The organism is Kosakonia radicincitans DSM 16656 (assembly GCF_000280495.2).
In the GTDB taxonomy this organism is placed as follows: domain Bacteria; phylum Pseudomonadota; class Gammaproteobacteria; order Enterobacterales; family Enterobacteriaceae; genus Kosakonia; species Kosakonia radicincitans.
In genome coordinates this window covers 2,628,252-2,654,404 of the sequence record NZ_CP018016.1, presented here as the reverse complement: position 1 = coordinate 2,654,404, position 26,153 = coordinate 2,628,252, and the positions used below count along the sequence as shown (strand labels likewise).

Genomic DNA, 26,153 nt, shown 5'->3' with positions numbered 1-26,153 from the left:
CAATGCGTCTTGCCACGTTTTCCACAACCTCTTCGCTGCCGTTTACCAGCATTCTGGCGGGCTTCGTCGCCGTGCTGGTCGGCTACGCAAGCTCTGCCGCTATTATCTGGCAGGCGGCCTCCGCTGCTGGCGCGAGCCCGGCGCAAATCGCCGGATGGATGACCGCGCTTGGCTTCGGCATGGGCATCAGCACGCTGGCGCTGACGCTCTGGTATCGCATGCCGGTACTCACTGCCTGGTCTACCCCCGGCGCGGCGCTGCTGGCGACCAGCCTGCAAGGTGCAACGCCCGGTGAAGCGGTCGGTATCTTTATCTTTGCCAACGCGCTCATCGTGTTGTGCGGCGTCACAGGGTTATTCGCCCGGTTGATGAAAATCATTCCGCACACGCTGGCGGCCGCGATGCTGGCCGGTATTCTGCTGCGTTTTGGCTTGCAAGCCTTCACCAATATTGAGGGCCATTTTGCGTTGTGCGGCAGTATGCTACTGGCCTGGCTGGTCTGTAAAGCCCTCGCCCCGCGCTATGCTATTGTTGCAACATTAATTATTGGCGCACTGGTCGCTATTCTGCATGGTGACGTTGTCACGGATCGACTGACACTTTCCGTCGTTGCTCCGGTTTACACCGCGCCGGAGTTTCGCTGGACATCGCTTATCAGCATCGGCATTCCCTTTTTTCTGGTGACAATGGCGTCGCAAAATGCTCCCGGTTTCGCCACGATGCAGGCTTCCGGTTACACCATTCCGGTTTCACCGCTGATTATTTTTACCGGCGCGCTGGCGCTATTGTTCTCACCGTTTGGTGTCTATTCGATCTGTATTGCGGCGATTACGGCAGCCATTTGCCAAAGCCCGGATGCGCACCCGGACGCCAGTAAACGCTGGGTGGCAGCGGCGGCGGCTGGCCTGTTTTATCTGCTGGCGGGAATATTTGGCGGCTCGATCAGCGGGCTGCTGGCCGCCCTGCCGTTGAGCTGGATCCAGACGCTCGCCGGTCTGGCGTTATTGGGCACGATCAGCGGTAGTCTGCATCAGGCGCTGGTTAAGGAAACGGATCGCGATGCGGCCATTGTCACCTTCCTGGTAACTGCCAGCGGGGTCACGTTGCTGGGCATTGGTTCGGCATTCTGGGGATTAGTGGCAGGCGGTATCTGCTACGGCGCATTAACGCTGGCGCGCCGCGCGTAGCTGTGACGGCGTCAACCCTTTTGCTGCTTTAAAGCGGTTGCTGAAGTGGCTGGCGGAACTAAAACCGCAGGCCAGGGCAATATCGGTCAGCGGAAGAGTGCTGTTGAGCAACAGATCGTTGGCCCTTACCATCCGGCGCTGCATCACAAACTGGTGCGGCGCAACACCCATCGACTGGCGAAACATGCGGGCAAAGTGATATTCACTGAGCGCAACCTGCGCCGCCAGATCCGACAGCAACAACGGCTGCGCCAGATGCGCTTCGATATAATCCAGCACATTACGCAGCGCCACCGGTGCCAGACCGCCATTCACCACGGGCAATTGCCACTGCACATTGCTGTAGTGCTGCACCAGATGCGTCAGCAGCAGTGTTGAAGCGGTGCTCAGCGTAAGCTGGTTGGCGTTTTGCTGCCAGTCGCAATCCAGCAGAAACTGGCGATAAAGCGCGGTGATGCGCGCATCCTGCGAGAAGGTTTTCTCATCAAGGGTGAATGCGGCCGGGCTGCGATCCCAGACCCGCTCCCCAACGTCCCGCAGATGCTCATCAGTGCAGTAAAGGTGGACGAAGGTCAAATCATCGCGAATATCCCACACCGATTCGCTCTCTTTCGGCATCAGACAAAAACGATCCGGCCCGCCGCCGTTTTTCCAGCCATACGCAGTTTTGTGGTAGCTCTCGTAGCCATCGGCCACGTACAGGCTCAGCGTATGGTGGTTGCAGTACTGCGTAATGTTGTCGCGTTTGTTCGACCAGACGGCCAGTTGAATGCCAGAGTGAAGTGCCACCGAATTGTGCAAAACGGTGTTGTGTTTGCTCAGATTTTCAAAGGCTTCGTAGTGGTCAGGCATTCGCGGAATTTATCATTGATCAACCAGAACCCCAGTCTATGAATAGCTGAAGCCGGATTCCAGCGTTGTGTGAAGAAAAGCGCAAGAATATGCAAGTCCGGCGCAACCCCGTGCAATCGCCCCTGCCCGCGTTTTGCCACACTCAGGGTTCGTTTTTCGCATCGGAAATGACTATGAACGCATTGCTGTACGGTCTGGTGGTGGTTATTTGGGGAACTACGTGGATTGCGATTTTTCTGCAACAAGGCCCGGTGCCCGCGCCGGTGTCGATTTTCTGGCGTTTTGCGCTGGCAACGGCGGCAATCATGCTGGTGCTGCTGGTTCGCCGCAAACTGCGTGGTTTACCGCTGCGCGATCACCTGTTTTGTCTGCTGCAAGGCAGTTGTGTCTTCGGCTTTAACTTCTGGTGTTTTTATACCGCCGCCGCGTGGATTAACACCGGGCTGGAATCGGTGATCTTTTCGATGGCGGTGCTGTTTAACGCCGTTAACAGCTACCTGTTTTTCGGGCAAAAACCGCCTGCACGCTTCTTTGTTGCGGCTGCGCTGGGGTTAACTGGTATTGTGACGCTGTTCTGGGAAGATCTGGTCACCAGCGGCTGGAGCAGCTCTCTGCTGCTGGGTATCGGTCTGTCGGCGCTGGGGACACTGGGCTTTTCGTTTGGCAATATGATAAGCCTGCGCCATCAGCGTAAAGGGCTGGAAACCCTGACCACCAATAGCTGGGCGATGCTGTACGGCACGCTGATCATGGGAATAATTGGCCTGCTGCGCGGCGACGATTTTACGCCGCAGTGGACGACAAGCTACCTCGGCGCGCTGCTCTATCTGGCGTTGTTTGGCTCGGTGATCGGCTTTGGTGCCTATTTTACGCTGGTTGGCCGCATTGGTCCGAGCAAAGCCGCGTACAGCACCTTGCTGTTTCCGCTGGTTGCGCTGAGCATTTCGACCTTTTATGAGGGTTACGTCTGGCATCTGAATGCGATTGCCGGTTTACTGCTGATCCTCACCGGCAATCTGGTGATGTTTGCCCGCCCGGAAAACTGGCTGGGCGGACGCGGATGGCGGCGTAAAGCTAACGTTTGCTGATGCCCCAGTTGGGCACAGGAAAATATCGACCGTACATCCGTCTAAAAAATTAACGGCGATGCCCCAGGGATCTTAATGCGATCCCTGGGGGTTATCTGTGGTAGCAGACTGCTCGCTACGTACAGCGCGCCCCATCACGATCGCTTTTTCGCACAGGCTGTTCAATAAAAAACTGGCTGAAAGGAAGTATGCCCCTTTGCAGCCAGTTGAACTCAGTCAGTCGAAAAATCGGTTTAATTTACAATACGTTCTGCTTATCTGACTGAGCTTATATCAAACATCGTGGCGTCGGTCGCCATATCGTCAATCACCTGTTTCAGGGAATCGACGGTGACCTGCGCCTTTTCATTGCTTACATCTTTGCCCTCTCCTTTGCGCACCACTTTCAGTACCGGCGCATTGGTTTGGGCATCAATCAGCTCACCTTCAAAGTAGAGATGCGTATTCATGGTGCGGTGGCCGGTTGCCATCTGCGTGCCCGCAACCACCATCGCCACCGGGATCACTTCGTAGAACTGCAACCCCTGTTTGCTGGCGTCAACGCCGGTGATAGCACCGCGGAAGATCAGGCTATGCTGACCCGGCGAAGTGACCAGTGGTTTACGCGCCGCCGCCGCGGCTTTCAATTTACTGTTGGTGTAATTGAGTACGCCATCCAGCACCTGTTGATTCACCTGGCTGGTGGGTTTGGCTACCGGATAATAGGTTACCGGGTGATAAACAATGCTGTCATATTTTGCCGGGTCAAATCCCGGCGCCACCCAGCGCAGCACCGGTTTGCCGGTTGCTGAAGTGGTTTCCTGCAGGCCGGAATAATCTTTCAAAAAGCCGGAGTATTTTTCCGGCGCGGTCACTTTTGAGGCGCAGCCTGATAACGCCAGCAGACCGGTCAATACGGCAACGCTAACCAACGCATGATTACGCATAAGGAATTCCCTGTGAGTGCACGATTGCCATTAAGTTATAGCAAATGCATTCACAGTGCGGCGTGGCAAAAAATCGCGCGAGATCAAAAAATTGCCACCTGTCTTAACCAGGCGGCAAACGCTTATTTTTTCAGATCCACCTGCCAGAAAATATGTTTGCCAAACGGATCGATTTCATAGCCCTGCACCTCTTTGCGTACCGGCTCGAAAATCGTTGAATGGGCAATCATCACCGCAGGCATCTGGTCATGCATCATCTGCTGCGCCTGTTTGTAAAGCGCCACGCGTTTCTCATGATCGGTGGTGGCTTTCGCTTCGGCAATCAGGTTATCAAACGGTTTGTAGCACCATTTCGCTGAGTTGGAACCGCCATTGGCCGAGGTACAAGTAAACAGCGGGCCGAAGAAGTTATCCGGGTCGCCGGTAGCCGTCGTCCAGCCCATCAGCGCCGCCTGATGTTCGCCGCCCTTCACGCGTTTCAAATATTCGCCCCACTCATAAGTGACGATTTTCGCCTGCACGCCCACTTTCGCCCAGTCCGCCTGAATCATCTCCGCCATACGTTTGGCGTTCGGGTTATAGGGACGCTGAACCGGCATCGCCCACAAATCGATGGTGGTTCCCGCCGGTAGTCCGGCCTCTTTCAGCAGCGCTTTCGCTTTCTCCGGGTCATAATCGTAATCTTTCAGTTCGCTGTCGGCGCTCCACACGCCCGGCGGCAGCAGGTTTTTCGCTGCGGTGCCGGTGCCCTGGAATACCGCCTGAATGATGGCCGGTTTATTGATGGCCATCGCCAGCGCCTGGCGCACTTTGACATTATCCAGCGGCGCTTTTTGCGTGTTAAAGGCGAGGAAACCGGTATTCAGCCCGGCTTTGCTCAACAGGGTAATATCTTTGTTCTCTTTCAGGCGCGGCAGATCCGCCGGATTGGGGAACGGCATCACCTGACACTCGTTTTTCTCCAGTTTCGCCACACGTACAGAGGCATCCGGGGTGATACTGAACACCAGTCGGTCGATTTTCGCTTTGCCCTGCCAGTAGTTATCAAACGCGGTGAACAGAATGCGCGAATCTTTCTGATACTGCGCCAGACGGTACGGACCGGTGCCGATCGGGTCCATATCCACCCGCTCCGGAGTGCCAGCTTTCAACATCGCATCGGCATATTCGGCGGAAAGAATCGAGGCAAAATACCAGCCCAGATCGGCGACAAACGGAGCTTCCGGGCGCGCCAGCGTAAAGCGCACGGTATGGTCGTCGAGTTTATCGATAGCGGTGATCAGCGAACCAAATTCCAGGCTTTCAAAGTTGGAATAGGTGCCGTTAGAGACGTTGTGGTACGGATTATTGACATCTTTTTGCCGCATAAACGAGAAGATCACATCGTCGGCATTAAAATCGCGCGTCGGCGTGAAGTATTTATTGCTCTGGAACTTGACCCCTTTGCGCAGATGGAAGGTATAAACCTTACCGTCTTCGCTCACGTCCCAGCTTTCCGCAAGGCTCGGCTGCAACTCGGTGGTGCCGACTTTAAAATCCACCAGCCGGTTGTAAACCGGTACGGCGCTGGCATCCACGCTGGTGCCGGAGGTGTAAAGTTGCGGGTTGAAGTTCTCTGGCGATCCCTCTGAACAATAGACCAGGGTCTTAGCGGCGACAGAAGAACTGACTACAAGCGAAGCCAATGCCAGAGCAAGTGTTGTCGGTTTGCTAATCATAGTTTTTCCTGTTGTTTTCTTTTAAATGCTTGTTGTTTGCCCTTTCATAAATAACATTAAAGTGAATTTGCAAACACCTGATAATTCAAATAAAGAAGGAATCACTATGCCGTCGTCTCTCGCCAGTCAATTAACTCATCGCTTCTTTCGTTACCTCTCTATCACCAGCCAGAGCGATGCCACTGCGACAACACTGCCGACCACCGTCGGGCAGTTTGATATGGCGCGCGAGCTGGCGAATGAGCTGAAAACACTGGGGCTGGACGAGATCGTGATTGATGATCATGCGACAGTGACCGCCGTGAAAAAAGGCAATGTTCCGGGCGCGCCGCGTATCGGTTTTATTACTCATATTGATACCGTTGATGTCGGTTTGTCGCCACATATTCATCCGCAAATCCTGCGTTTTGAAGGTGAAGATCTCTGCCTGAATGCCCGCAAAGATATCTGGTTGCGCGTGGCGGAGCACCCGGAAATTCTGGCTTATCCCGATGAAGAGATTATTTTCAGCGACGGCACCAGCGTGCTCGGCGCGGATAACAAAGCGGCGGTCACCGTCGTTATGACGCTGCTGGAAAACCTTACCGCCGAACATCGCCACGGCGATATTGTAGTGGCCTTTGTGCCGGATGAAGAAGTCGGGCTGCGCGGGGCGAAAGCGCTGGATTTAAAACGCTTTGACGTTGATTTTGCCTGGACCATTGACTGCTGCGAGCTGGGCGAGATCGTCTATGAGAACTTTAACGCCGCCAGCGCGCAGATCCGCTTTACCGGGGTAACCGCGCACCCAATGTCGGCGAAAGGTGTACTGGTTAACCCGCTGCTGATGGCGATGGATTACATTAGCCATTTTGACCGCCAACAAACGCCGGAACACACCGCTGACCGCGAAGGTTATATCTGGTTTAACGGCATCAATGCAGTGCAGGGACATGCCGATCTGAGCGCCAGCATTCGTGATTTCGACAGTGAAAGTTTTGCCCGCCGTAAACAGCAGATCGCCGACGTTGCCGCCAAAATCGCCGCGCAATACCCCACCGCCAAAGTGGAATACAGCATCAGCGATACCTACAGCAATATCAGCAATGCTATCGGCGAAGATCGCCGGGCGATCGATTTGATGTTTGAAGCGATGGAATCGCTGGGCATTACGCCGAAACCGACGCCAATGCGCGGCGGCACCGATGGCGCAGCGCTGTCGGCCAAAGGTTTGCTGACGCCGAACTTCTTTACCGGTGCGCACAACTTCCACTCGCGCTTCGAATTTCTGCCGCTAAAAGCGTTTGAAGCCTCGTATAACGTGGCATTGCAGCTTTGCCTGCTGGCAGCGCGTTAATGCTTTTCGCACATTAAAGGCCGGTTCCAGCGCCCTCATATGGCGAACAGCGAGCAGAAAACGCGGGCAGAGATTGCCCGCGAGCAGGACGGGATCAGGCAGGTTTGCGCGCCAGTATGGTGGCGAAACGCAGTTTGATGCGGTTACCGTTGGCATCGGTGCGGTGTAGTTCACCGACATCTTCGTTGTATTTCAGCAGTTCCCAACCGGCGTAGTATTCACGCAGTTCACCCTCTTTAAAGGCAAACGGGAAACCGACCGTGCATGGGAAATCCGCCGTATCCATCGCTGCCACAATCAGGTTATAACCGCCCGCTTTGGTGCAGCGCTGCATATTATTAATAAGCCCGGGAATGGTTTGCGCTTCGAGGAACATCAGCACCACGGTAGAGAGAATAAAATCGTATTCACCGTCGAATTGCAGGGTGTTTAAATCCGCCGCATCAATGTGCAGGTTTTCCAGCCCTTCAGCATCGCGAATCGCTTTCAGGTTATTGAGACTGTTCGGGTTTTTATCCCAGGCGGTAACCTCAAAACCCTGGCTTGCCAGCCACAGGCTGTTGCGGCCATTGCCGCAGCCGAGATCCAGCGCCTTCCCCGGCTGGATGTATTTCAGGGCGTTCAGCACTTCGGAGTGCGTCGCGGTCAGCGCATATTTTTCCGTAAAGTAGTTTTCAGGGCGGTTCGTCATGGTCAAGTCAGTACCTTTAATGTGCATTTGGCATGCATTTTATGAATTTCATCCGCCGATAGCCAGTGGCAGAAAGTTTGCTACGTTTAACTCAGGCTGACGGGAGATACGTAGCATGAATAAATATCGTCTCAGTGATGAGTCGCGCACGTTTAGTTATCAGATTGGCGGCGAGAAAAAAACGGTCGCGCTGCGCCAGATTATCGCGCTGCGTGATTTTAATGACGTCAAAGCGGGCAGTCATGGCGGCTGGGTTGATGAGGACAATGTCGTCGATCAGCAAGGAAATTGCTGGATTTATGATGAAAACAGCATGGTTTTTCTCGGTAGCCGCATCAGTGACAACGCGCGGATCACGCAGCCCTGCGTTATCTGCCATAACGTGGTGATCAAAGATAACGCCTGGGTGGATAGCAGTGAAATCAGCCACGGCGCCGAATTAAGTGACAACGTCACCGTTCAGTTTTCGACAGTGCGCGGTGAGTGCCGTTTACGCGGTGATGCGCGTATTCTGCACGGTTGCAATATTTTTGCCGCCAAAGGGTTAACGCCGGAACGCGAGCAGATCCTGCAAATTTACGACCGGGCCACCGTTACCCACTCGCGCGTGGTGCATCAGGCGCAGATCTATGGCGACGCTATTGTGAATTACGCTTTTATTGAACATCGGGCGGAAATTTTCGATTTTGCCCTGCTTGAAGGGAATGAACTGAACGACGTCTGGGTGTGCGACTGCGCCAAAGTTTACGGTCATGCCAGAGTGATCGCGGGTGCCGGAGACGATGACATCCCGACGTTGCGTTACAGTTCGCAGGTGGCAGAAAACGCCGTAGTGGAAGGTAATTGCGTGCTCAAACACCATGTACTGGTGGGCGGCAATGCGCGGCTGAGCGGCGGCCCGCTGCAACTCGACGAAAAAATTGTCGTTCAGGGCAATGCGCGCATTCACGGAAATGTGCTGATCGAGCATCAGGTGACGCTGAGCGACGATGCAGTTGTCGAAGCGCTGGAGGGCGAAAATATTCTGCTGCGTGGCCCCAAAGTTATCAACAACGATCAACGTATTACCCGCACGCCGCTGGCTGGTGCAATATAAATATTCCCCCGCGATTATTCCCGCTGGAAAGATAATTTCCCGGCGGGAAAAGAATTATCCATGAAGTATGATGAAAGTTCCCCCGAGAAATAAACATTGATCTGCATCTAATGAACCCGCCGTTTATTTTGCTGAAATCCGTCGCGGAAAAACGATGACATTTCGCATTGCCTTTATTTATTTTTATTTTTTAAAAACCGTTGGCATTTCAAAATCATGGAGTGATTCGAATGAATCTTTTTAAGGGAAATTTTGCGTTATCGCTTATTGCTACTGGAATTATTATTTCCTGTAATGCATTTGCTTATCCGCAATATGACATCAGTAAAGCCTATCTGGGCGGTGAAAAAGTTACCGATAATAAAATAGATTATGAAGCACAATGGTATGCCAACCCGGGCGAAAAACCGAACCCGTCCGTGCAGAATACCTGGGAAAACGTCTGGAAAAAAATTGGCGAATCCACTGGCACCGATCCAGAGCCAGAACCACAGCCTGAACCTGAGCCGGATCCAGAACCGCAGCCGGATCCGACGCCGTCTGAATACCCTCCTTTCCAGGCCGGCCACGCTTATCACCAGGGCGATATCGTCAATAACGCAGGTAAAGATTATGTCTGTAATGTCGCCAACTGGTGCAGCAGCAGCTCGGAAGTTTACATGCCGGGTACGGGCTGGGCGTGGGAAAGCGCCTGGTCTCTGCTGAACGGTACGCCGGAAGCGGGTTTAGAAGTCACGCAGGCCGATCTGGACGCGAAGAAAGCACAACTGACCGATTTCCCGCAATTGGTAGCGGTAAAAGATGCGCTGCAGACGCTGGACAACGCGCTGGTTGAAAAAATTCAGCCGGGTGCCGCCACAAACCCGGCGAACGTAAAACGCGTGGAGCAGTTGATCACCGCTGAAAAATGGGAGCTTTTCTTCCCGCATCGCGACCCGGCTTATACCTACGACAACTTCCTGAAAGCGGTGGGTAAATTCCCGATTCTTTGCGCCGATCATACCGATGGCAAAGATGCGGATGCCATCTGTAAAAAAACGCTGGCGACCATGTTCGCTCACTTCGTACAGGAAACCGGTGAGCACGCGGCGCAAAGCGATGTGGCGCAGTGGCAGCAGGGTCTGCACTGGGTGCGTGAAATGGGTATGTCCGAAAGCGCTTACGATCAGTACACCGGCGCAACCTGCGATCCGACAACCTGGCAGGGCAAAGCCTGGCCTTGTGCGAAGGACGCCAACGGCAACAAGCTGAGCTACTTTGGCCGTGGCGCCAAACAGTTGAGCTACAACTTCAACTATGGTCAGTTCTCCCAGGCAATGTTCGGCGACGTCAATGTTCTGCTGAAACAGCCGCAGCTGGTGGCCGATACCTGGCTGAACCTGGCGAGCGCTATTTTCTTCTACGTTCAACCACAGCCGCCAAAACCGAGCATGCAGGCGGTTATCGATGGTAGCTGGCAGCCGAACGATGCCGATAAAGCCAACGGTCTGGTACCGGGTTTCGGCGTGACAACGCAGATCATCAACGGTGGTGTTGAATGCGGCGGCAGCACCGAGATTGCACAGTCGTTAAACCGCATCAGCTACTACCAGGAATTCGCCAAACAACTGGGTGTACCGGTACCGGCAAATGAAGTGCTGGGCTGTAAAGGTATGAAACAGTTCACTGAAACTGGCTCTGCGGCGCTAAACCTGTTCTGGGTGAAAGATGACAGCTATGTCGCCAGCAACCCGGGCGGTAAATCCTACGCCTGTAAACTGGTTAACTGGCAGGAAAATGACTTCAGCGCGTTGGTCAAAGGCGACTACACCCGCTGTGTTAAAGCCAGCTTCCCGGATATCGTGATCAAATAATCCTCTCTGTGCCAGGCGCTGAATCTGCCTGGCACCCTTCTCTTGCCCGCTGCAAGATCCGTACAACGGCGGCGCAACTCCCCCTAATCAGGCAGCCGCAGCAGGCAACATTGATGGCAACCCTCTGGCCTTCGTACCGCGCACCATGCCGCTGGCAGACGATATCAATAAAGTGATGCGGCTTCTTGAGCAGCAGGCGCATCCGGACAGCGAGATCCTGCTTGAGCGCGATAAACCCCGGCGTCGGGCAGAAAAAGAGGGAACTTTTGCGCAGATTTTTCAGGCCATGAACCCGGACACTTAACCCCTTTCTGGCAATTTTTCGCTGACTGAACTTTTTTTTCACCAGGCGGGAATAAACGACCCGCCTGTTCGTCTTATCTGCTCATTGTTAGCAGGATGAGCGAAAAATGACCCAAACTCCCTTTACTCCACGCCAGTTAATCACGCGCCTTGCCGTCATTGCACTGGTTCCGTTGCTATTGATCGTACTCTTTTTGTGGGGTGGCGGCTGGCTGTCGCCTCAGCGGCTAACCTCCGACAAGCTGGTCGGCGTATTGCAACAAGCCGGTGGCGAACATCCGGGGTTTCGCCGCAATCATGCCAAAGGCATTTGTGTGATCGGGCGTTTTATCTCTAACGGCAATGCCAGCGCACTTTCACGGGCGTCGGTATTTGCTGTGGGAGAAACACCGGTGATCGGGCGTTTTGCTATTGCTGGCGGAAATCCCTCCGCGCCGGATTACGCCGTGCCGGTTCGTAGCCTGGCGCTTGCTTTTCAACTGACAAACGGTGAACAGTGGCGCACCGGAATGAATGCCATGCCTTTTTTCCCGGTTTCGACGGTAGAACAGTTTTATGAGCTACAAGTCGCTTCGCTGCCGGATCCGGCAACCGGTAAACCGAACCCGGAAAAATTCAAAGCATTTGTACAGAAAAACCCCGAGATTATGCCGTTTCTGGCGTGGGCAAAACAGAACGTCCCCTCCTCAAGCTGGGCAAGCGATCGCTTTAACAGCCTGAATGCCTTCCGCTTTATCGACAAATCCGGCGCGTCGCATCTGGTGCGCTGGAGCGTGGTGCCGCACACCGCTTATCAGCCGATCGGCGCCGCGCAGAAAAACGATAACGATTTCCTGCAAAAGGATATCCAGCAGCGGCTGGCGCAAGGGCCATTACAGTGGGATCTGCTGATCACCGTAGCCGGGAAAGGCGATGATGGCAGCCGCGCATCGCAAGTCTGGCCCGCCGATCGCCAGACCATCAATGCCGGGACACTGGAGCTAAGCCAGGCTATTGCCCAGCAACAAGGCCCGTGCAATGACATCAATTATGATCCGCTGATCCTGCCCGATGGCATCGCCGCCTCTGACGATCCGTTACTGAATGCGCGTTCGGCGGCCTACGCCAAATCGTACAACGCGCGTACCCGTGAACAAGCCGCACAGACAGGAGCTCACTGATGAAACAGGTTGCTTATTTCCACCCGGCGCTGCGCGTCCTGCACTGGCTGATGGCGGCGGCGATCATCGCCATGCTGTTTATTGGCGTGCTGATGGTCTCGACCATTTCGTCACTGCACAGTTTGCTGGTGTCGATTCATAAACCGCTGGGTATGATGATTCTTGTCCTGGTGGTCGTGCGTTTGTGGCTGCGGTTTTATACTGCCACGCCAGCGTTACCGGCTTCACTGCCCGCCTGGCAGCGCGCGATGGCGCACCTCTCTCACTGGGCGCTCTATGCGATGATGCTGGCGCAACCGCTGATCGGCTGGGCAATGCTGTCAGCGGCAGGCTACCCTGTATCATTAGGTTCAGGCTTCGTTTTACCGCCCATTCTGCCGGTAAATAATGACTGGTATGCGATCCTGCGCCCGCTACATTCTTTGGTCGCGTTGGCGCTATTTGTTACGGTGATGCTGCATCTGGCCGCCGCCTTATTACACGCGTTAATACTGCGTGACGGGGTATTTGAAAGTATGTCCGGAACCCGCAAGCGATAAAGGCTATTTATGCAACTGACCGATGAAGAAATTCGTCAGGTGATGCCACATTTGCAACGTTTTGCCCTGTGGCTGACCCGCAACCCGCACAGCGCGGAGGATCTGGTGCAAAGCTGCCTGACGAAAGCATTGACGCGCAGGCTGGATAACACCGGGACGGAAAGCCTGCGCGCATGGCTGTTTGCTATTCTCTACCGGCAATTTATTGACGGCGAGCGGCGACGCAAACGCTATATGAAGCTGCTCAGCTTTTTTACCGGCGAGGAAACACTTAGCGACTCGTCGGAGTCGCTGGCGATTGCCGACGATACGCTGGCGCTGTTTGCCACGTTGCCCACCGAGTATCGCGTCATTTTGCTGCTGGTGAGCGTTGAGGGGCTGAGCTATAAAGAGGTGGCCGCCACGCTGGATATTCCGACCGGCACCGTAATGTCCCGCCTTTCGCGGGCGCGCAAAATGTTGCATGAGAAATTAGAAGGTAAGGTAACACCGTTACCGCTGAGGAGACTGAAATGACGCTGCCACCTGATGAACACGATCTGCATGCCTGGATGGATGGCGAAACCGATGACGCGACCTCAAAGCGGATTGAACATTATCTGGCGCAAAACCCGGTGGCCGCTGCACAAGTCGCGGGATGGCGGCGCGACGCGCAGCAGTTGCGCCAGGCGATGCAACAGCAACACGTACAACTGGAAAGCCCCGAACCGCACTATTTTCGTCGCCAGGTGCGGCAGCAACGCCAGTGGAAACTGGCGACGGCATTCGCGCTGGTGCTGGCGCTGAGCGTCGGCGGTTTCACCGGCTGGCAGATGAAAGAGTCGCAAATGTTGATGACGCATCAGCCGATGGAAGATGCGGTACAGGCTTATAAGCTGTTTGACAATACCTCCGTCACACCAATGGATGTGGTTGCCACGCAGCAAACGGAGCTAACCCGCTGGGTGTCGCGCTATTTCATTAACGGTCATCAGCCGCCGAACCTGGAGCAGTACGGCTTTACGCTGGTTGGCGGACGATTGATTGCCACCGCGCAAGGGCCAGCCGCGCTGATTATGTATCAGGGGCCGAGCGGCACGCGGGTTGGCTGGTACATTCGTCCGCTCAGCCCGGTGAAATTACCGCACGGCGAACGTCAGGCAGACGATGTCATGGCGCAATACTGGAGCGATGAACACTATAACTACGCGCTGGTGACACCGATGAATTCCGCCGCCGTCAATGGATTGCGTAAAGCGGTTTCGCAGGCGACCAGCTAGCGAGGTGAAGTAGCAAGAGAGCGGCGCAACACGCGCCGCTATTTACGCGCTACAATTTTTGCCCAGATGTTCTGGTCGTCATAGTGGCCGTTGAGAAACTCCGCCTGTTTCAGACAGCCTTCCAGTGTAAAACCATTCCGTTTCGCCACCTGATTACTGGCGTGATTCGCCACCCGGCATTTGATAACAAAGCGCCGCACATCGCCCCGGCGAGCATAAAACGCCATCAGTGCCTGCAGCGCCTGCGACAAAATCCCCTGCCCCTGAACTGCTTTATCCAGCCAGTAACCGATATAGGCCGTCTTGTTGAGCGGTTCGATGGCGTTAAATGCCAGCACGCCAGTGACAACTTCATCAACGACGATCATAAACATCTTCGCGTAGCCACGCTGATGCAGCAGCATATTGCTCTGTAGTGTTTTACGGGTATCTTCCACCGTGCGCACATACTGCGGCCAGTCGAGGAACTGCTGCAAATCGTCGCGATTTTTCACGATCAACTGGTGTAATTGATGCACAAATCGCTCATCAGCGGCCTGCAGCGTAATACGGTCGTTAACGGGAATGGTGGTATCTGAGTGGTGTTCCGTTGCCATTACGCCTCCGGAAAACTTTCGCCCCCAAACGGGGGCGAAGGAAGATTAACGCATCACGCGGTCGTCAACGTAGTTACGCTTGTCCGCCGCGGGCGGGAAATATTGATACAGCCAGGTTTCACTGATGGCATCGCCCTGACAGCGCAGGAACATGCGCATCTCCACCGGATCGGTGGAATCATTGGTCGGATACCAGTCGAAGAGAATGCGGTAACCGTCGAACGGTTCCACATACAGGATTTCTACCTGTTTCGCTTCGCCGCTGGAGAGCGTGATCACCGGCTCAATGCCTTTCGGCGCGGCCGCTTTCAGATCGCCGCCGACGAAATCAATAGCAAAGCGACGCGCCCATTTCTCCGGATAATGTTCGCCCGGCGCCCAGCCTTCCGGGAAGCCGCCCATCCCGGTACGGGTCGCGTAGACACGTGCCAGCGGTGAACGGACCGGCGGCATTGCACTCCAGTACAGACGATACTGGAAAGCAAACTCATCACCCGCTTTCACCGGTTTTTCCGGTTGCCAGAAGCACACAATGTTATCCAGCGTTTCGCCGGTAGTCGGGATCTCCATCAGGCTCACCGCCCCTTTGCCCCAGCGATTGCGCGGCTCGACCCACAAACTTGGGCGTTTGTTATACCAGCCCATCACATCCTGATAGTGGGAGAAATCGCGATCCAACTGCAACAGGCCAAAGCCTTTCGGGTTTTCATCCTGGAAAGCATTGAATTGCAGTTTTTGTGGGTTATTCAGCGGGCGGCAGATCCACTCACCGTTGCCACGCCACATTGCCAGACGGTCAGAGTCATGAATTTGCGGATGAATAGTGTCGCATACGCGACGCTCATTGTTGCCGCAGCTGAACATACTGGTCATCGGCGCGATACCGAGCTGTTTGATGTCTTTGCGCGCATACAGACGGTTATCCACATCCATGATCACCTGGCTCTCTTCGCAGTGGATCACGAATTTGTAAGCCCCGGTGATGCTCGCGCTGTCCAGCAGCGCATAGACGGTAAACGTGGTATCAGACGGTTTCGCGGTTTCGAACCAGAAGGCGGTAAAGTCCGGGAACTCTTCCGGCTGATCGGTAAAGGTGTCAATGGCCACGCCGCGCGCGGAAAGGCCATACTGGAAAGTGCTGTCCACCGCGCGGAAATAGCTCGCGCCGAGGAACGAGACGATATCGCGGCGCGCCAGTTCCGGCGCTTTAAAGGCACGAAAACCGGCAAATCCGAGATCGCTCTGGCCTTCCAGTTGTTTGGTATCCACGCCCGCATCGTGATAGTTGAACAGCTCCGGGCGGAAGTGAATTTCACGCGCCTGATGCGTTTCCTGATCCAGCGAGAACATGCGCACGCGGCGGCGGAAACCCATGCCGACGTGGAAGAACTGCACATCCAGTTGACGCCCTTCGACGTTATTCCACAGCGAATGCTGCGCATCATACTGGATGCTGTTGTAAGCCTGCGGCGTCAGGTTTGCCAGCGTATTCGGCAATGCTTTCGGCGCACCGCCCCACGGCTGTTCCGACAGATCGTGCGCCATTGATTGCAGCACAGAGAAGTCAAAACGGCGGCTCTGCCCATCGGCAATATCCGTCTCCGCCGCAAACGCCGCGCGGGAGAAAAGAGATGCAACACCGGTGGTGCCGTAGGTGGCTGCAAGGGCCATGGATGCCTGAATAAATCGTCTGCGGTTCATGCCTGGTAACACGTCCTTCTGGTCGTAGAATGGCATTTCGCAATTGTGCGAAATAGCGACAAAAGCATTTCTTTATTGAACGCACACTCTAGACAAAATTCATTGAGAATCCAATTGTTGGCAGTTGAGAATTTACTCAAAACCGAAAATATTTCCTGTCGATGAGATCAGGCTGAAAATAATATGAAGTGAGGTATAACGCTGGAATTACACAGAAAGAAAAAAGCCCCTGCCGGACATCAGGCGGCAGGGGCCAGAGTAGTGAATCGTTATTGTGCGCTTACGCTAACATCAATACCGGGGAAGTACTTTTCCGCCAGACTTTTGATGGTGCCGTCAGCGCGGACTTTATCAATGGCGGCATCAAGCTGTTTTTTTGTCGCATCGTCACCTTTGCGCAGCCCAAAACCGATGCCGCTACCGAGGATCGTATCGTCCGATACCGGTTTGCCAATAAAGCCAAACCCTTTCCCTTGCGGCTTGCTGAGGAAACCTGCCTGCCCCGCCGCCGACATCACCAGTGAGGCGTCGATACGGCCGTTCAGCAAATCTCCCCACGCCATGTTCTGATCTTTATACGACACCACCGTGACACCGTGCTTTTCCCAGTGCTCTTTGGCGTAGGTTTCCTGAATAGAACCCTGCAACACGCCGATGGTTTTCCCTTTCAGCCCTTCCGCAGTGGCTTCCATCCCGTCGCCGCTTTTACCGACCAGTTGTGAAGGAATACGGTAGATTGGCTGTGTGAAATCGATGCTTTTACGCCGTTGTTCGGTGATGTTCATCGCCGAGTTAATGGCATCAAATTTTTTCGCCGTCAGCCCTGGGATCAGCGCATCAAACGAGGTTTCCACCCAGCTGCATTTCAGTTGTGCGGCTTTACAGATGGCGTTGCCCAACTCGATATCAAACCCTTCCAGCTCGCCTGCGGCATTGCGGCTTTCGAACGGCGGATATTCCGCCTCAACGCCATAGCGCAGTTCCGTTGCCGCGAATGAAGAGAGTGAGCAGAGCAAACCCATACCCAGACAGAGTGCTTTTAGTTTCATTATTAACGCTCCTTAGCGTGGCTTAACACGACACAGGGCCTGCGCGCCTGCTCTTAATGTGGCCTCATCTTTGGCAAAAGAGAGGCGAATGAGTTTGTTATCTGTCCCGTCTGTATAAAACGCCGACAGCGGTATGGTCGCAACACCGTACTCAGTAATCAGGCGTTTGACCATCTCGCTGTCGCTCTCATCGCTGAACGCACTGTAATCCGCTAACAGGAAGAAAGAACCCGCGCTGGGTAACAGGCGGAACGGCGAATCAACCAGCAGCGTTTGCAGCAGATCGCGCTTGCGCTGATAAAACGACGACAGCATCAGCCAGCCTTGCGGATCGCGCATCTGCTCGGCAAACGCGTACTGCATCGGGGTATCGGCAGAGAACATCAAAAATTGATGTACCTTGCAGATTTCATCCATCAATTCGGCGGGAGCAACGCAATAGCCGACGCGCCAGCCGGTAACATGATAGGTCTTCCCGAAAGAAGAGACGATCACGCTGCGCTCCGCCAGCTGCGGGTGCGTCGCCATGCCGTGATGCGGTTCACCGTCAAATACGACGTGCTCGTACACCTCATCCGAGAGGATCACAATATCCGTATTGCGGGTTAAGGCGGCCAGTTGATCGAGGTCAGCGCGGGAGAAGACCTGCCCGCTGGGGTTGTGCGGCGTGTTAACGATGATCATCCGCGTACGCGGCGTAATCGCTGCCCGCACTTCATCCCAGTTAACGGCGAAATCCGGCACCGTCAGCTTAATGGCAATCGGTGTGGCACCCTGCAAACGAACAATCGGCGCATAGCTGTCAAACGACGGTTCAAAGTAGATCACTTCATCGCCAGGATGCACCAGCCCGCTAATCGCGGAGTACAAACCCTGGCTGGCGCTGGCGGTGATCAGCACTTCGCTATCGACGTCGTAATGCGTGCGGTAGAGATCGGCAATTTTCTGCGCAATACGCTCTTTCAGCGAACGCAGCCCGGTCATCGGTGCGTACTGGTTGTGATTCTCCTGCATGGCGCGGGTAACACCGGCAACCAGTTGCGGATCGCAGGGGAAATTGGGCGCGCCCTGAGAGAGGTTAATCGCGTTGTGCTCGGCGGAAAGCTGGCCAATCACGGTAAAAATGGTGGTACCGACATCAGGTAATTTGGAACGGGTTCTCACCGGCGTGCGCAAAGTCATTGTTCATCCTTTCGCTAAAAAGTGCATAAGCATTCAAACCAAAAGCACGCTGTCGCGACAATCGAATTGTTGTCATAATAGCCATGATAAAAACGCATAGCTGGAGTTGCCATGTCACACCGAACCCTGCCGCTGAATGCCATTGACGCCTTTCTGGTCACCGCCCGTCATCTCAATTTGACGCACGCTGCGCGCGAGTTATGCCTGACGCAGGGTGCGGTCAGCCGCAAGATCGCCGCGCTGGAAAGCTGGTTTGGTTTTCCGTTGTTTGAGCGCCACGCGCGCGGGCTGCGCTTATCCCCGCAGGGCAGCGCCCTATTGCCGGAACTGCGCAGCGCGTTTGAACACTTGTTGATTGTTGCCGACCAGGCGCGCGCGCAGCAGACGGTGGTGCGACTGAAAGCGCCAACCTGCGCCATTCGCTGGCTGGTGCCGAAGCTGTTGCACATTGAGCAGCGCTACCCGGAGTTGCAGATTTCGCTCACCACCACCACCGATCACACCATCAATTTCAAAACAGAACCTTATGACGCAGCAATTGTGTTCGGCACGCATTTAAGCGCCGGGGATTTGCTGTTTGAAGAGGCGCTGACGCCGGTACTAAACAGCGCGCTGGCCGCAAAAACGCCGCTGGAGAAAGCAACGCTACTGCATCCGACGCGGGATAAAACCGACTGGTCGCTGTGGCTGGCCAGGCAGCAGGATTTCCAGCCGGCCATGAGGAAAAATCAACACTTCGACACCATGGATCTGGCGATTACCGCCGCTATCCAAGGGCTGGGGATGGCCATTGCCGACGAGACAGTCGTGGCTGAAGATATCCGCGCCGGGCGGCTTCAGCGGCCGTTTGCGCTGAGTATCAAGACCGGCGCCAGCTACCGGCTGGTCCTGCGCCAGTCGGCCAATAAAGCCGACGGGCTGGCGGCGTTTCGTGAGGGCTTGCTGGCGGCTAATCCAGCTTAACGTGGTGGCGCATCACCCGGCGAAAGAAGCTCAGACGCGTGCGCATAAAGCGATTAACCAGGCGAAATCCTGCATGTTTATTCAGTCCGATGCGCAGCAGTCTGTCGCGCCCGCGCACGCAGGCCAGCCAGTTCACCGGGCCGGCAAGCGATTCACAATGACGGCTGGCATGGCGGGCAAACTGCACCCAGTAATCGGCAAGATGCGCGGCAAACGCCAGATCGCGCGGGTTAACGTAGCTGCGCGACGGCTCCGAAAGCATAAGATTGTCGAATACGTAGGGCACTTCGTTACCGTGCCACGCGCCGTTGATGTAAGTGTCATGCGCTGCTTCCGCAACATAATCAAACCAGTAGCGCCAGCAGGGTTGCCGCACCCGCTGCTGCGCCTGCATCACCACCAGCCCGAGCGTGGTAAATGCCATATCGCGACACACCTGGCGGCCCAGCTCGGCATCGCCCTTCACACCCGGATAAAGCAATTTAATCAGCCCTAACCCAAGGCGCTGCTCGCGACGCATTTTCTCGATCTGCCCGGCGAGATCGACGCCAAACTCCGCCATCACGCTGGCTTCATCGCTGTTCGAGCCAATAATCACCGGCATCGGGTGCTGCCTTGCGGCAAAAAACACATCGAGCATCGGTTCCGGAAGTACCTCGTCGCCGACAATCGGCGCAGGGGCAATTTTCAGCGGTGCAACCAGCGGCCAGAACGCATCGGCCGGGATCGCCCGCAATTGCTCTGCGCTGGCGTTTGTCAGGCCAAAGTGCGCAGCAATCGCTTCGCCTTTTGCCAGTGCCGCTTCCCGCGGCGTATCCGGCAAGGTATAGCTGCTCTGAATAATGCCTTTATGAAACAGCCCTTTTGCCAGTGGAGAAGCCATCAGCGCCATCACGCTGCGCGCCCCGGCAGATTCGCCAAACAGCGTAACGTTTTCCGCATCGCCACCAAACGCGGCAATGTTCTCCTGCACCCAGTGCAAGGCGGCGATTTGATCGAGCAAGCCGAAGTTATATACGCGTTCGCCCTCTTCGGCTTCCAGCGCCGGATGGGCGAAAAAGCCGAGATGGCCGAGCCGATAATTGAGCGTCACCAGCACCACGCCGCGCGCGGCCAGCGCTTTGCCATCGTAGGGCGGTAGCCCGCCGGAGCCAATGGTAAACCCGCCGCCGTGCAGCCAGACCATCACCGGCAGCGGTTTTTCGCGTTCGGTGGGCGACCAGACGTTAAGGTAGAGGCAATCTTCAGAGAACTGTCCCGGATCGCCACCGCCAATCTGCTGACAAGACTCGCTGTTTTGCCAACTGGCGGCAGAAAAACGGTCGGCGATGCGCACCCCTTGCCAGGGTTCCACCGGCTGCGGCGCGCGCCAGCGCAGCGGGCCAACGGGCGGCGCGGCAAACGGAATACCGCGCCAGACATCAAAGGCCGCTTCGCGACAGCCCAGCACGCTGCCGTGGCGGGTGTGCGCCAGCGGCGCGGAAGGATTCTCCATAACAACATCATCCGGAAATAACTGATTTCTGGCAGATTACCTGTTTTACAGCAGACCGCAACGTCGTTTGCTGCGCTCGGATGCCTCCTGATAAAGAGTAAATTCGTCGAGTACCGGGCAACCGAGCGCCGCTTCAAACTGCGCTTTGCTGGCGTTGCCGTGGCTGCGCGCCTGGGTTTCATTGCCAAGGTTGGACTGGAAGATCCCCGCTGCGCTGACCGGCAGAAAATCTTCGTAGGTGATGGGCTGCGCCACTACCCAGCCGCGTTCGATCAGCGGTTGCGGATCGTCGCCGGGGCGGATCGCCTGGCGATGCGCTTCGCCGGTAGGCGTCAGCCGGTAGCGGAACCACGCCAGCTCCTGCTTACGCAACAGCATTTCGCTGTCCGGGAAGGCTTTGAACACGTCCTGTAAATGCAACTGGTGCGTGAGATTGTCTTTACCAGTGCCCGCCTCTGCCAATAACTGATCGTACAGCGCCCGCCCTTTTGGCGTCAGCGCCACGCCGCGCTGCTCGATTTCACCGAAGCGCGCGGTATGCGTTCCCTGATGTTCACCGTTGAACAGCACCGGTTCATCCAGCGCTTTGAAACTGGTCTGACGCAGTAAAATCGGCACATCGCGGCGCGGCGGCCCTTCGATAAGGATCTTCGGCTCGATTCCGTATTTCGGCATCAGCGCCTGCACACGATCGATATCCAGCGTTCGCGGCGTTAAGTGATTGATATGGCAGCCTGGGAAACAGACCACATCGGCAATCAGCCGGTGCTCGTTGTGCAGAGCCTGGTACGTTTGCTCATCAACCGTGGCATGACGATGCCAGCGGAATGTCTCCAGCGCCTCCTGCACAAAAGCGTCGGCCTGCGGCGCGGTAAAACCGCCGTTCAGCTCATGCAGTTCAATCAACTGGCGACAAGCCGGCGTAAAGATATCGCGCTTCGCCAGGATCGCCGCCGCTTTGTTGCGCAACGACTCGTTCTCTATCAACTCCAGCCGCAGCAGCGAAGTAAAAATGCGAAACGGATTGCGCGCCAGCGCGGCGTCATCCACCGGACGAAACGCGGTAGAGTGTACCGGTACGCCCGCCTGCGACAGGTCGTAATAGCTCACCGGGTACATCCCCATAACGGCAAACATCCGCCGCAGCCAGGATAACTCTTCCGCAGTGCCCACCCGGATCGCGCCATGGCGCTCAACATTAAGCCGTGCCAGCTCATCCGCATTGGCCAGTTGTTCATGTAACCGGGGATTGTGTTCCAGAACGGCGAGGTTCACATCAGCAACCAGCTCCAGCAGCGTGCCGTATTGCGGAACTTCCTGCTGGTACATTGCCGACATGGCCTGTGAAAATTGTTCGCGTATCTCATCGGCCGTGATGTTGTAACCCATTTCATTTTCCTTCCTGTGTGCTCTCTTCTGGAGTGTAGGAAGCACATTCACGCGCGTGATGGGAAATTTACAAAGTGTGATCGTGGCAGGAAACGGATGCCGCTGAAGCGCAAAAAAACATAACGAAAGATTATGGAAACCGCCGGAGAAACCCATACAAAGTTGCAGGTTTCGTCACACTGCGCGGAAAATCTGTTTGTGACTCAAATAGATTAGATGTTAAGAATACTTTGCAATCAAGTTATCAAAAATAAACAACTTTACTTGTCACCGAAGCCGCTTAGTTTTTAACATCATCTTATGGAAAAAAATGGTCTCTTTTCACAGCGCATTCGCCTGCGCCATTTACATACCTTCGTGGCCGTTGCTCAACAAGGAACTCTGGGGAGAGCGGCTGAAACCCTCAATTTAAGTCAGCCTGCGCTGTCGAAAACCCTGAATGAACTGGAACAACTGACCGGCAAGCGTCTGTTCGAACGTGGTCGTCTCGGCGCGCAGTTGACGCATGTCGGCGAGCAGTTTCTGACGCACGCGGTACGGGTGCTGGATGCCGTCAATATTGCCGGGCAGTCGCTGGATCATAAGGCGGAACAGAAAAGCGATCTGATCCGCATTGGCGCCCTGCCGACTGCCGCGCTGGGTATTTTGCCGGCGGTGATTGGCCAGCTCCATAAACAACAACCGGATCTTAAGATCCAGGTCGCTACTGCCCATAATCCGATGCTGCTGGCCGGGCTGAAGTCCGGTGAACTCGATCTGGGCATTGGCCGGATGTCAGACCCGGAGCTGATGAGCGGCCTTAATTACGAACTGCTGTTTCTGGAATCACTGAAACTGGTGGTGCGTCCAAAGCATCCCCTGCTGCAAAGTACCGTGACCTTAAGCCGCGTGCTGGAGTGGCCGGTGGTGGTGCTGCCGGAAGGCACCCCTCCGCGTGATAGCGCAGAAGAACTGCTGGCCAGCCAGAATTGCAAACTGCCCGCTGGCTGTATCGAGACGCTCTCTGCCTCGCTGTCGCGCCAGTTAACCGTCGGTTTTGACTATGTCTGGTTTGTGCCGTCGGGCGCGGTAAAAGATGATTTACGTCTCGGCTCGCTGGTCGCCCTGCCGATTCCGCCGCTGGGAATCGGCGATCCGGTTGGCATTATCACGCGTGTCGATACGCCGCTGCCGCCTGCTGCGCATTCGCTTATCAGCGCAATCCGCAAAATCATGCCGGGTTAACCTCCCGGCACTTCATTCGGTTCTTCTTGTTGCGCAAATGGTAAACATCTCGTTAATTGTGTGATAAAAAGTGGTTGTTGATTAAGGGTTGTTGTTACACGAGCCAGGATAACGCTGTAACAACCCGCATCCGGAAGAACCAATGAAATTTAAAACAGCGATTAAACCCTACCACGCCGCTGCCGGTGGTCTGGGCTCTCTGGAAGCCACCACGCGCTTCGTCATTGACAGCAAAAATGCCCTCAAAAATATGCGCAACCTGTTGCGCATGAACAAAGCTCGGGGCTTCGACTGCCCTGGTTGCGCCTGGGGCGATGATAATAAAAGTACCTTCAGTTTCTGCGAAAACGGCGCGAAAGCGGTCACCTGGGAAGCTACCCGCCGCCAGATCGACGCCACGTTTTTTGCGCAACACAGCGTCAGCGCCCTGAACCGCCAGAGTGACTACTTTCTTGAATATCAGGGGCGCCTGACCGAACCGCTGCGCTATAACCCGCAAACCGACCACTACGAACCGATTAGCTGGGACGATGCGCTGGCGATGATCGGCGAACATATCCGGGCGCTGGATAATCCCAACCAGCTTGAGTTGTACACCTCCGGGCGCGCCAGTAATGAAGCCTCTTACCTGTATCAGTTGTTTGGCCGCATGGTCGGTACCAACAACTTCCCGGATTGCTCCAATATGTGCCATGAAGCCAGCGGCGCCGGGCTAAAACGTAGCATTGGCGTCGGTAAAGGCACCATTCATCTGGTTGATTTTGATAAAGCGGACGCCATTTTTGTCTTCGGACAAAACCCCGGCACCAACCATCCACGCATGCTGCACAGCCTGCGTCACGCCGCCGATCGCGGCGCGCGAATTGTCACCTTTAACACCCTGCGCGAACGTGGCCTTGAGCGTTTTGCCGATCCGCAAAAACCGCTGGAAGTGATCACGCCAATGGCGGGAACCATCAGCTCTTCCTACTATCAGCCGAATCTCGGCGGTGATATGGCAGCGGTACGCGGGATCGCCAAAGCGTTGCTGGAAACCCAGCGTCAGCGCCTTGCTAACGGCGAAAGCAGCATCTTCGCGGATGATTTTATTACTGAGCACACTCAGGGCATTGAGGCGTGGTTTGCGCAAATTGATGCCACCGACTGGCAAATCATTGAGCAGCAATCTGGCCTCAGCCAGCAGCAGTTGCGTGATGCGGCGGCAATATGGCAGACCGCAGAACGGGTGATCTGCACCTGGGCGATGGGCATTACCCAGCACAAACATTCGCTGGATACGGTGCGGGAAATTACTAACCTGCAACTGCTCGGCGGCCATCTGGGTAAACCGGGAGCCGGGCTGTGTCCGGTGCGTGGTCACAGCAATGTGCAGGGCAACCGCACGATGGGGATCGATGAAAAACCGCCGCAGGCACTGCTCGACAGCCTTGCCCGCCACTTCCATTTCGAACCGCCGCGTGAGCACGGTCACCATACAGTTGAAGCTATTCAGGCGATGCTGCGCGATGAAGTGAAAGTGTTGCTTGCGCTGGGTGGTAATCTTGCCGCCGCCGCGCCGGACACGCCGCTGACCTGCGAAGCGCTGCGCCGCTGCGGGCTAACGGTCTATATCAGCACCAAACTCAACCGCAGCCATTTAATGCCGGGTAAACAGTCGCTTATTCTGCCAACGCTGGGCCGCACCGAAGAGGATGTTCAGGCCTCAGGCCGCCAGTTTGTCACTGTCGAAGACTCCTTCAGCATGGTGCATGCTTCCGAAGGGATCGGCAAACCGCTGGCGGCAACGCAGCGCTCGGAAACAGCGATTGTCGCCGGGATTGCCCATGCGACCTTAGGCACAGCGCAACTCGACTGGCTGGCGCTGGCCGCCGATTACAACCTGATTCGCGACCATATTGCCGCCACGATCCCTGGCTTTCAGAATTTCAATGCCCGTTGCGACGAACCCGGTGGTTTCTGGCTGGGCAATGCGGCGGCGGAGCTGCGTTTCAATACGCCATCCGCGAAAGCGGAATTCAGCGCTGCGGCGCTGCCTGACGCGGTCTGCCCGGAAATCACCGCGCCGTTTGTGTTGCAGACGTTACGCTCGCACGATCAGTACAACACCACGATTTATGGCCTCGACGATCGTTATCGCGGGGTTTATGGCCAGCGCGATGTGCTGTTTATGCACCCGGCCGATATTGCTGCGCTCGGCCTGAGCGATGGCGATCGCGTCGATATTGAAACCCAGGCCACGGATGGCGTGGTTCGCCGCGTGGAGGATTTCCGCCTCGTCGCCTACGATATCCCGCGCGGTAACCTTGCAGCTTACTACCCGGAGACGAACCCGCTGGTTCCTTTGACCCGCTTTGGCGACGGCACCGGGACACCCACCTCAAAATCGATCCCCGTGAGCGTCACTGCGGCGCAAACGCGCGCAACCCTGCGTATAGCCTGACCTTCCAGCCCGCATTTTGCGGGCTTTTTGCTCATTACCCGCGCCGGATTTTAACAACTTCGAATAATAATTTAACAGAATCATCATACTTTCGATTCACCATATG

23 protein-coding genes are annotated in these 26,153 nt (G+C 55.5%); 13 read left to right on the top strand and 10 right to left on the bottom strand.

Annotated features, from left to right (window positions below; genetic code table 11):
* The first annotated feature begins 2 nt into the window (after positions 1-2).
* A complete protein-coding gene (locus Y71_RS12845) occupies positions 3-1,187 on the top strand; it encodes a benzoate/H(+) symporter BenE family transporter (protein WP_007372035.1) in 1,185 nt (394 codons plus the stop codon).
* On the opposite strand, the gene Y71_RS12840 is transcribed toward Y71_RS12845, so the two are convergent.
* Positions 1,164-2,039: an AraC family transcriptional regulator gene (locus tag Y71_RS12840; protein ID WP_007372034.1), complete on the bottom strand. Its 876-nt coding sequence runs from the start codon at positions 2,037-2,039 to the stop codon at positions 1,164-1,166. The genes Y71_RS12845 and Y71_RS12840 overlap by 24 nt on opposite strands.
* 173 nt (positions 2,040-2,212) lie before the next feature.
* Between Y71_RS12840 and Y71_RS12835 the strand changes: the two genes are divergently transcribed.
* A complete protein-coding gene (locus tag Y71_RS12835) occupies positions 2,213-3,127 on the top strand; it encodes a DMT family transporter (protein ID WP_007372032.1) in 915 nt (304 codons plus the stop codon).
* Positions 3,128-3,381: 254 nt separating this feature from the next.
* On the opposite strand, the gene Y71_RS12830 is transcribed toward Y71_RS12835, so the two are convergent.
* Complete coding sequence (locus tag Y71_RS12830; RefSeq protein ID WP_007372031.1) at positions 3,382-4,053, bottom strand: DUF3313 domain-containing protein; 672 nt, start codon at positions 4,051-4,053, stop codon at positions 3,382-3,384.
* A gap of 122 nt (positions 4,054-4,175) precedes the next feature.
* Positions 4,176-5,771, bottom strand: coding sequence for an ABC transporter substrate-binding protein (locus Y71_RS12825; RefSeq protein ID WP_007372030.1), 1,596 nt, complete (start codon positions 5,769-5,771; stop codon positions 4,176-4,178).
* 106 nt (positions 5,772-5,877) lie between these two features.
* On the opposite strand from Y71_RS12825, the gene pepT reads away from it, so the two are divergent.
* A complete protein-coding gene (pepT, locus tag Y71_RS12820; RefSeq protein WP_007372029.1) occupies positions 5,878-7,107 on the top strand; it encodes a peptidase T in 1,230 nt (409 codons plus the stop codon).
* A 94-nt stretch (positions 7,108-7,201) separates the two neighbouring features.
* Here the strand turns inward: pepT and tehB are convergent, their stop codons facing one another.
* Complete coding sequence (tehB, locus tag Y71_RS12815) at positions 7,202-7,798, bottom strand: tellurite resistance methyltransferase TehB (RefSeq protein WP_007372028.1); 597 nt, start codon at positions 7,796-7,798, stop codon at positions 7,202-7,204.
* A 115-nt stretch (positions 7,799-7,913) separates the two neighbouring features.
* On the opposite strand from tehB, the gene ydcK reads away from it, so the two are divergent.
* The 7 genes from ydcK to Y71_RS12785 all read left to right on the top strand — a co-directional run bounded on the left by ydcK (position 7,914) and on the right by Y71_RS12785 (position 14,008).
* Positions 7,914-8,894 (top strand): YdcK family protein, encoded by a 981-nt coding sequence (gene ydcK / locus Y71_RS12810; protein WP_007372027.1) that lies wholly within the window; start codon positions 7,914-7,916, stop codon positions 8,892-8,894.
* A gap of 230 nt (positions 8,895-9,124) precedes the next feature.
* On the top strand, positions 9,125-10,747 hold the full coding sequence (locus Y71_RS12805; protein WP_007372026.1) for a glycoside hydrolase family 19 protein: 1,623 nt from the start codon (positions 9,125-9,127) through the stop codon (positions 10,745-10,747).
* A gap of 145 nt (positions 10,748-10,892) precedes the next feature.
* A complete protein-coding gene (locus tag Y71_RS30385) occupies positions 10,893-11,051 on the top strand; it encodes a hypothetical protein (protein ID WP_007372025.1) in 159 nt (52 codons plus the stop codon).
* A gap of 106 nt (positions 11,052-11,157) precedes the next feature.
* Positions 11,158-12,210, top strand: coding sequence for a catalase family peroxidase (locus Y71_RS12800; protein ID WP_007372024.1), 1,053 nt, complete (start codon positions 11,158-11,160; stop codon positions 12,208-12,210).
* Positions 12,210-12,749 carry a cytochrome b gene (locus Y71_RS12795; RefSeq protein WP_007372023.1) on the top strand — a complete coding sequence of 180 codons (540 nt, stop codon included), beginning with the start codon at positions 12,210-12,212 and terminating at the stop codon, positions 12,747-12,749. Before Y71_RS12800 ends, Y71_RS12795 begins: the two co-directional genes overlap by 1 nt.
* A gap of 9 nt (positions 12,750-12,758) precedes the next feature.
* A complete protein-coding gene (locus Y71_RS12790; protein ID WP_007372022.1) occupies positions 12,759-13,265 on the top strand; it encodes an RNA polymerase sigma factor in 507 nt (168 codons plus the stop codon).
* Complete coding sequence (locus Y71_RS12785; RefSeq protein WP_007372021.1) at positions 13,262-14,008, top strand: anti-sigma factor family protein; 747 nt, start codon at positions 13,262-13,264, stop codon at positions 14,006-14,008. Before Y71_RS12790 ends, Y71_RS12785 begins: the two co-directional genes overlap by 4 nt.
* A gap of 38 nt (positions 14,009-14,046) precedes the next feature.
* Here the strand turns inward: Y71_RS12785 and rimL are convergent, their stop codons facing one another.
* The 4 genes from rimL to Y71_RS12765 all read right to left on the bottom strand — a co-directional run bounded on the left by rimL (position 14,047) and on the right by Y71_RS12765 (position 18,536).
* Positions 14,047-14,604: a 50S ribosomal protein L7/L12-serine acetyltransferase gene (gene rimL / locus Y71_RS12780; protein ID WP_007372020.1), complete on the bottom strand. Its 558-nt coding sequence runs from the start codon at positions 14,602-14,604 to the stop codon at positions 14,047-14,049.
* 45 nt (positions 14,605-14,649) lie between these two features.
* Positions 14,650-16,305 (bottom strand): glucan biosynthesis protein D, encoded by a 1,656-nt coding sequence (locus Y71_RS12775; protein WP_035885595.1) that lies wholly within the window; start codon positions 16,303-16,305, stop codon positions 14,650-14,652.
* 269 nt (positions 16,306-16,574) lie between these two features.
* A complete protein-coding gene (locus tag Y71_RS12770) occupies positions 16,575-17,354 on the bottom strand; it encodes a transporter substrate-binding domain-containing protein (protein ID WP_007372018.1) in 780 nt (259 codons plus the stop codon).
* A 12-nt stretch (positions 17,355-17,366) separates the two neighbouring features.
* Complete coding sequence (locus tag Y71_RS12765) at positions 17,367-18,536, bottom strand: pyridoxal phosphate-dependent aminotransferase (protein WP_035942261.1); 1,170 nt, start codon at positions 18,534-18,536, stop codon at positions 17,367-17,369.
* 111 nt (positions 18,537-18,647) lie between these two features.
* Between Y71_RS12765 and Y71_RS12760 the strand changes: the two genes are divergently transcribed.
* Positions 18,648-19,499, top strand: coding sequence for a LysR family transcriptional regulator (locus Y71_RS12760; protein ID WP_007372016.1), 852 nt, complete (start codon positions 18,648-18,650; stop codon positions 19,497-19,499).
* Here Y71_RS12760 and Y71_RS12755 read toward each other — a convergent pair.
* Complete coding sequence (locus tag Y71_RS12755) at positions 19,486-20,994, bottom strand: carboxylesterase/lipase family protein (RefSeq protein WP_007372015.1); 1,509 nt, start codon at positions 20,992-20,994, stop codon at positions 19,486-19,488. The two genes, Y71_RS12760 and Y71_RS12755, sit on opposite strands and share 14 nt — an antisense overlap.
* Before the next feature lie 45 nt (positions 20,995-21,039).
* Positions 21,040-22,383 carry a 2-oxoadipate dioxygenase/decarboxylase HglS gene (gene hglS / locus Y71_RS12750; RefSeq protein ID WP_007372014.1) on the bottom strand — a complete coding sequence of 448 codons (1,344 nt, stop codon included), beginning with the start codon at positions 22,381-22,383 and terminating at the stop codon, positions 21,040-21,042.
* A gap of 300 nt (positions 22,384-22,683) precedes the next feature.
* Here hglS and Y71_RS12745 point away from each other — a divergent pair, with 300 nt between their 5' ends.
* Complete coding sequence (locus Y71_RS12745) at positions 22,684-23,607, top strand: LysR substrate-binding domain-containing protein (protein ID WP_007372013.1); 924 nt, start codon at positions 22,684-22,686, stop codon at positions 23,605-23,607.
* A gap of 142 nt (positions 23,608-23,749) precedes the next feature.
* Complete coding sequence (locus tag Y71_RS12740) at positions 23,750-26,047, top strand: FdhF/YdeP family oxidoreductase (protein ID WP_007372012.1); 2,298 nt, start codon at positions 23,750-23,752, stop codon at positions 26,045-26,047.
* The last annotated feature ends 106 nt before the right edge of the window (positions 26,048-26,153 follow it).

Bases quoted from the DNA above. Each gene is read 5' to 3' on its own strand.
- Y71_RS12775 (WP_035885595.1), bottom strand. From the start codon at position 16,305: ATGAACCGCAGACGATTTATTCAGGCATCCATGGCCCTTGCAGCCACC.
- ydcK (WP_007372027.1), top strand. From the start codon at position 7,914: ATGAATAAATATCGTCTCAGTGATGAGTCGCGCACGTTTAGTTATCAG.
- Y71_RS12785 (WP_007372021.1), top strand. From the start codon at position 13,262: ATGACGCTGCCACCTGATGAACACGATCTGCATGCCTGGATGGATGGC.
- Y71_RS12825 (WP_007372030.1), bottom strand. From the start codon at position 5,771: ATGATTAGCAAACCGACAACACTTGCTCTGGCATTGGCTTCGCTTGTA.
- Y71_RS12790 (WP_007372022.1), top strand. From the start codon at position 12,759: ATGCAACTGACCGATGAAGAAATTCGTCAGGTGATGCCACATTTGCAA.
- Y71_RS12840 (WP_007372034.1), bottom strand. From the start codon at position 2,039: ATGCCTGACCACTACGAAGCCTTTGAAAATCTGAGCAAACACAACACC.
- Y71_RS12845 (WP_007372035.1), top strand. From the start codon at position 3: ATGCGTCTTGCCACGTTTTCCACAACCTCTTCGCTGCCGTTTACCAGC.
- Y71_RS12765 (WP_035942261.1), bottom strand. From the start codon at position 18,536: ATGACTTTGCGCACGCCGGTGAGAACCCGTTCCAAATTACCTGATGTC.
- Y71_RS12760 (WP_007372016.1), top strand. From the start codon at position 18,648: ATGTCACACCGAACCCTGCCGCTGAATGCCATTGACGCCTTTCTGGTC.
- tehB (WP_007372028.1), bottom strand. From the start codon at position 7,798: ATGACGAACCGCCCTGAAAACTACTTTACGGAAAAATATGCGCTGACC.
- Y71_RS12745 (WP_007372013.1), top strand. From the start codon at position 22,684: ATGGAAAAAAATGGTCTCTTTTCACAGCGCATTCGCCTGCGCCATTTA.
- Y71_RS12805 (WP_007372026.1), top strand. From the start codon at position 9,125: ATGAATCTTTTTAAGGGAAATTTTGCGTTATCGCTTATTGCTACTGGA.
- Y71_RS12835 (WP_007372032.1), top strand. From the start codon at position 2,213: ATGAACGCATTGCTGTACGGTCTGGTGGTGGTTATTTGGGGAACTACG.
- Y71_RS30385 (WP_007372025.1), top strand. From the start codon at position 10,893: ATGCCGCTGGCAGACGATATCAATAAAGTGATGCGGCTTCTTGAGCAG.
- Y71_RS12800 (WP_007372024.1), top strand. From the start codon at position 11,158: ATGACCCAAACTCCCTTTACTCCACGCCAGTTAATCACGCGCCTTGCC.
- Y71_RS12795 (WP_007372023.1), top strand. From the start codon at position 12,210: ATGAAACAGGTTGCTTATTTCCACCCGGCGCTGCGCGTCCTGCACTGG.
- rimL (WP_007372020.1), bottom strand. From the start codon at position 14,604: ATGGCAACGGAACACCACTCAGATACCACCATTCCCGTTAACGACCGT.
- Y71_RS12755 (WP_007372015.1), bottom strand. From the start codon at position 20,994: ATGGAGAATCCTTCCGCGCCGCTGGCGCACACCCGCCACGGCAGCGTG.
- hglS (WP_007372014.1), bottom strand. From the start codon at position 22,383: ATGGGTTACAACATCACGGCCGATGAGATACGCGAACAATTTTCACAG.
- pepT (WP_007372029.1), top strand. From the start codon at position 5,878: ATGCCGTCGTCTCTCGCCAGTCAATTAACTCATCGCTTCTTTCGTTAC.
- Y71_RS12830 (WP_007372031.1), bottom strand. From the start codon at position 4,053: ATGCGTAATCATGCGTTGGTTAGCGTTGCCGTATTGACCGGTCTGCTG.
- Y71_RS12770 (WP_007372018.1), bottom strand. From the start codon at position 17,354: ATGAAACTAAAAGCACTCTGTCTGGGTATGGGTTTGCTCTGCTCACTC.
- Y71_RS12740 (WP_007372012.1), top strand. From the start codon at position 23,750: ATGAAATTTAAAACAGCGATTAAACCCTACCACGCCGCTGCCGGTGGT.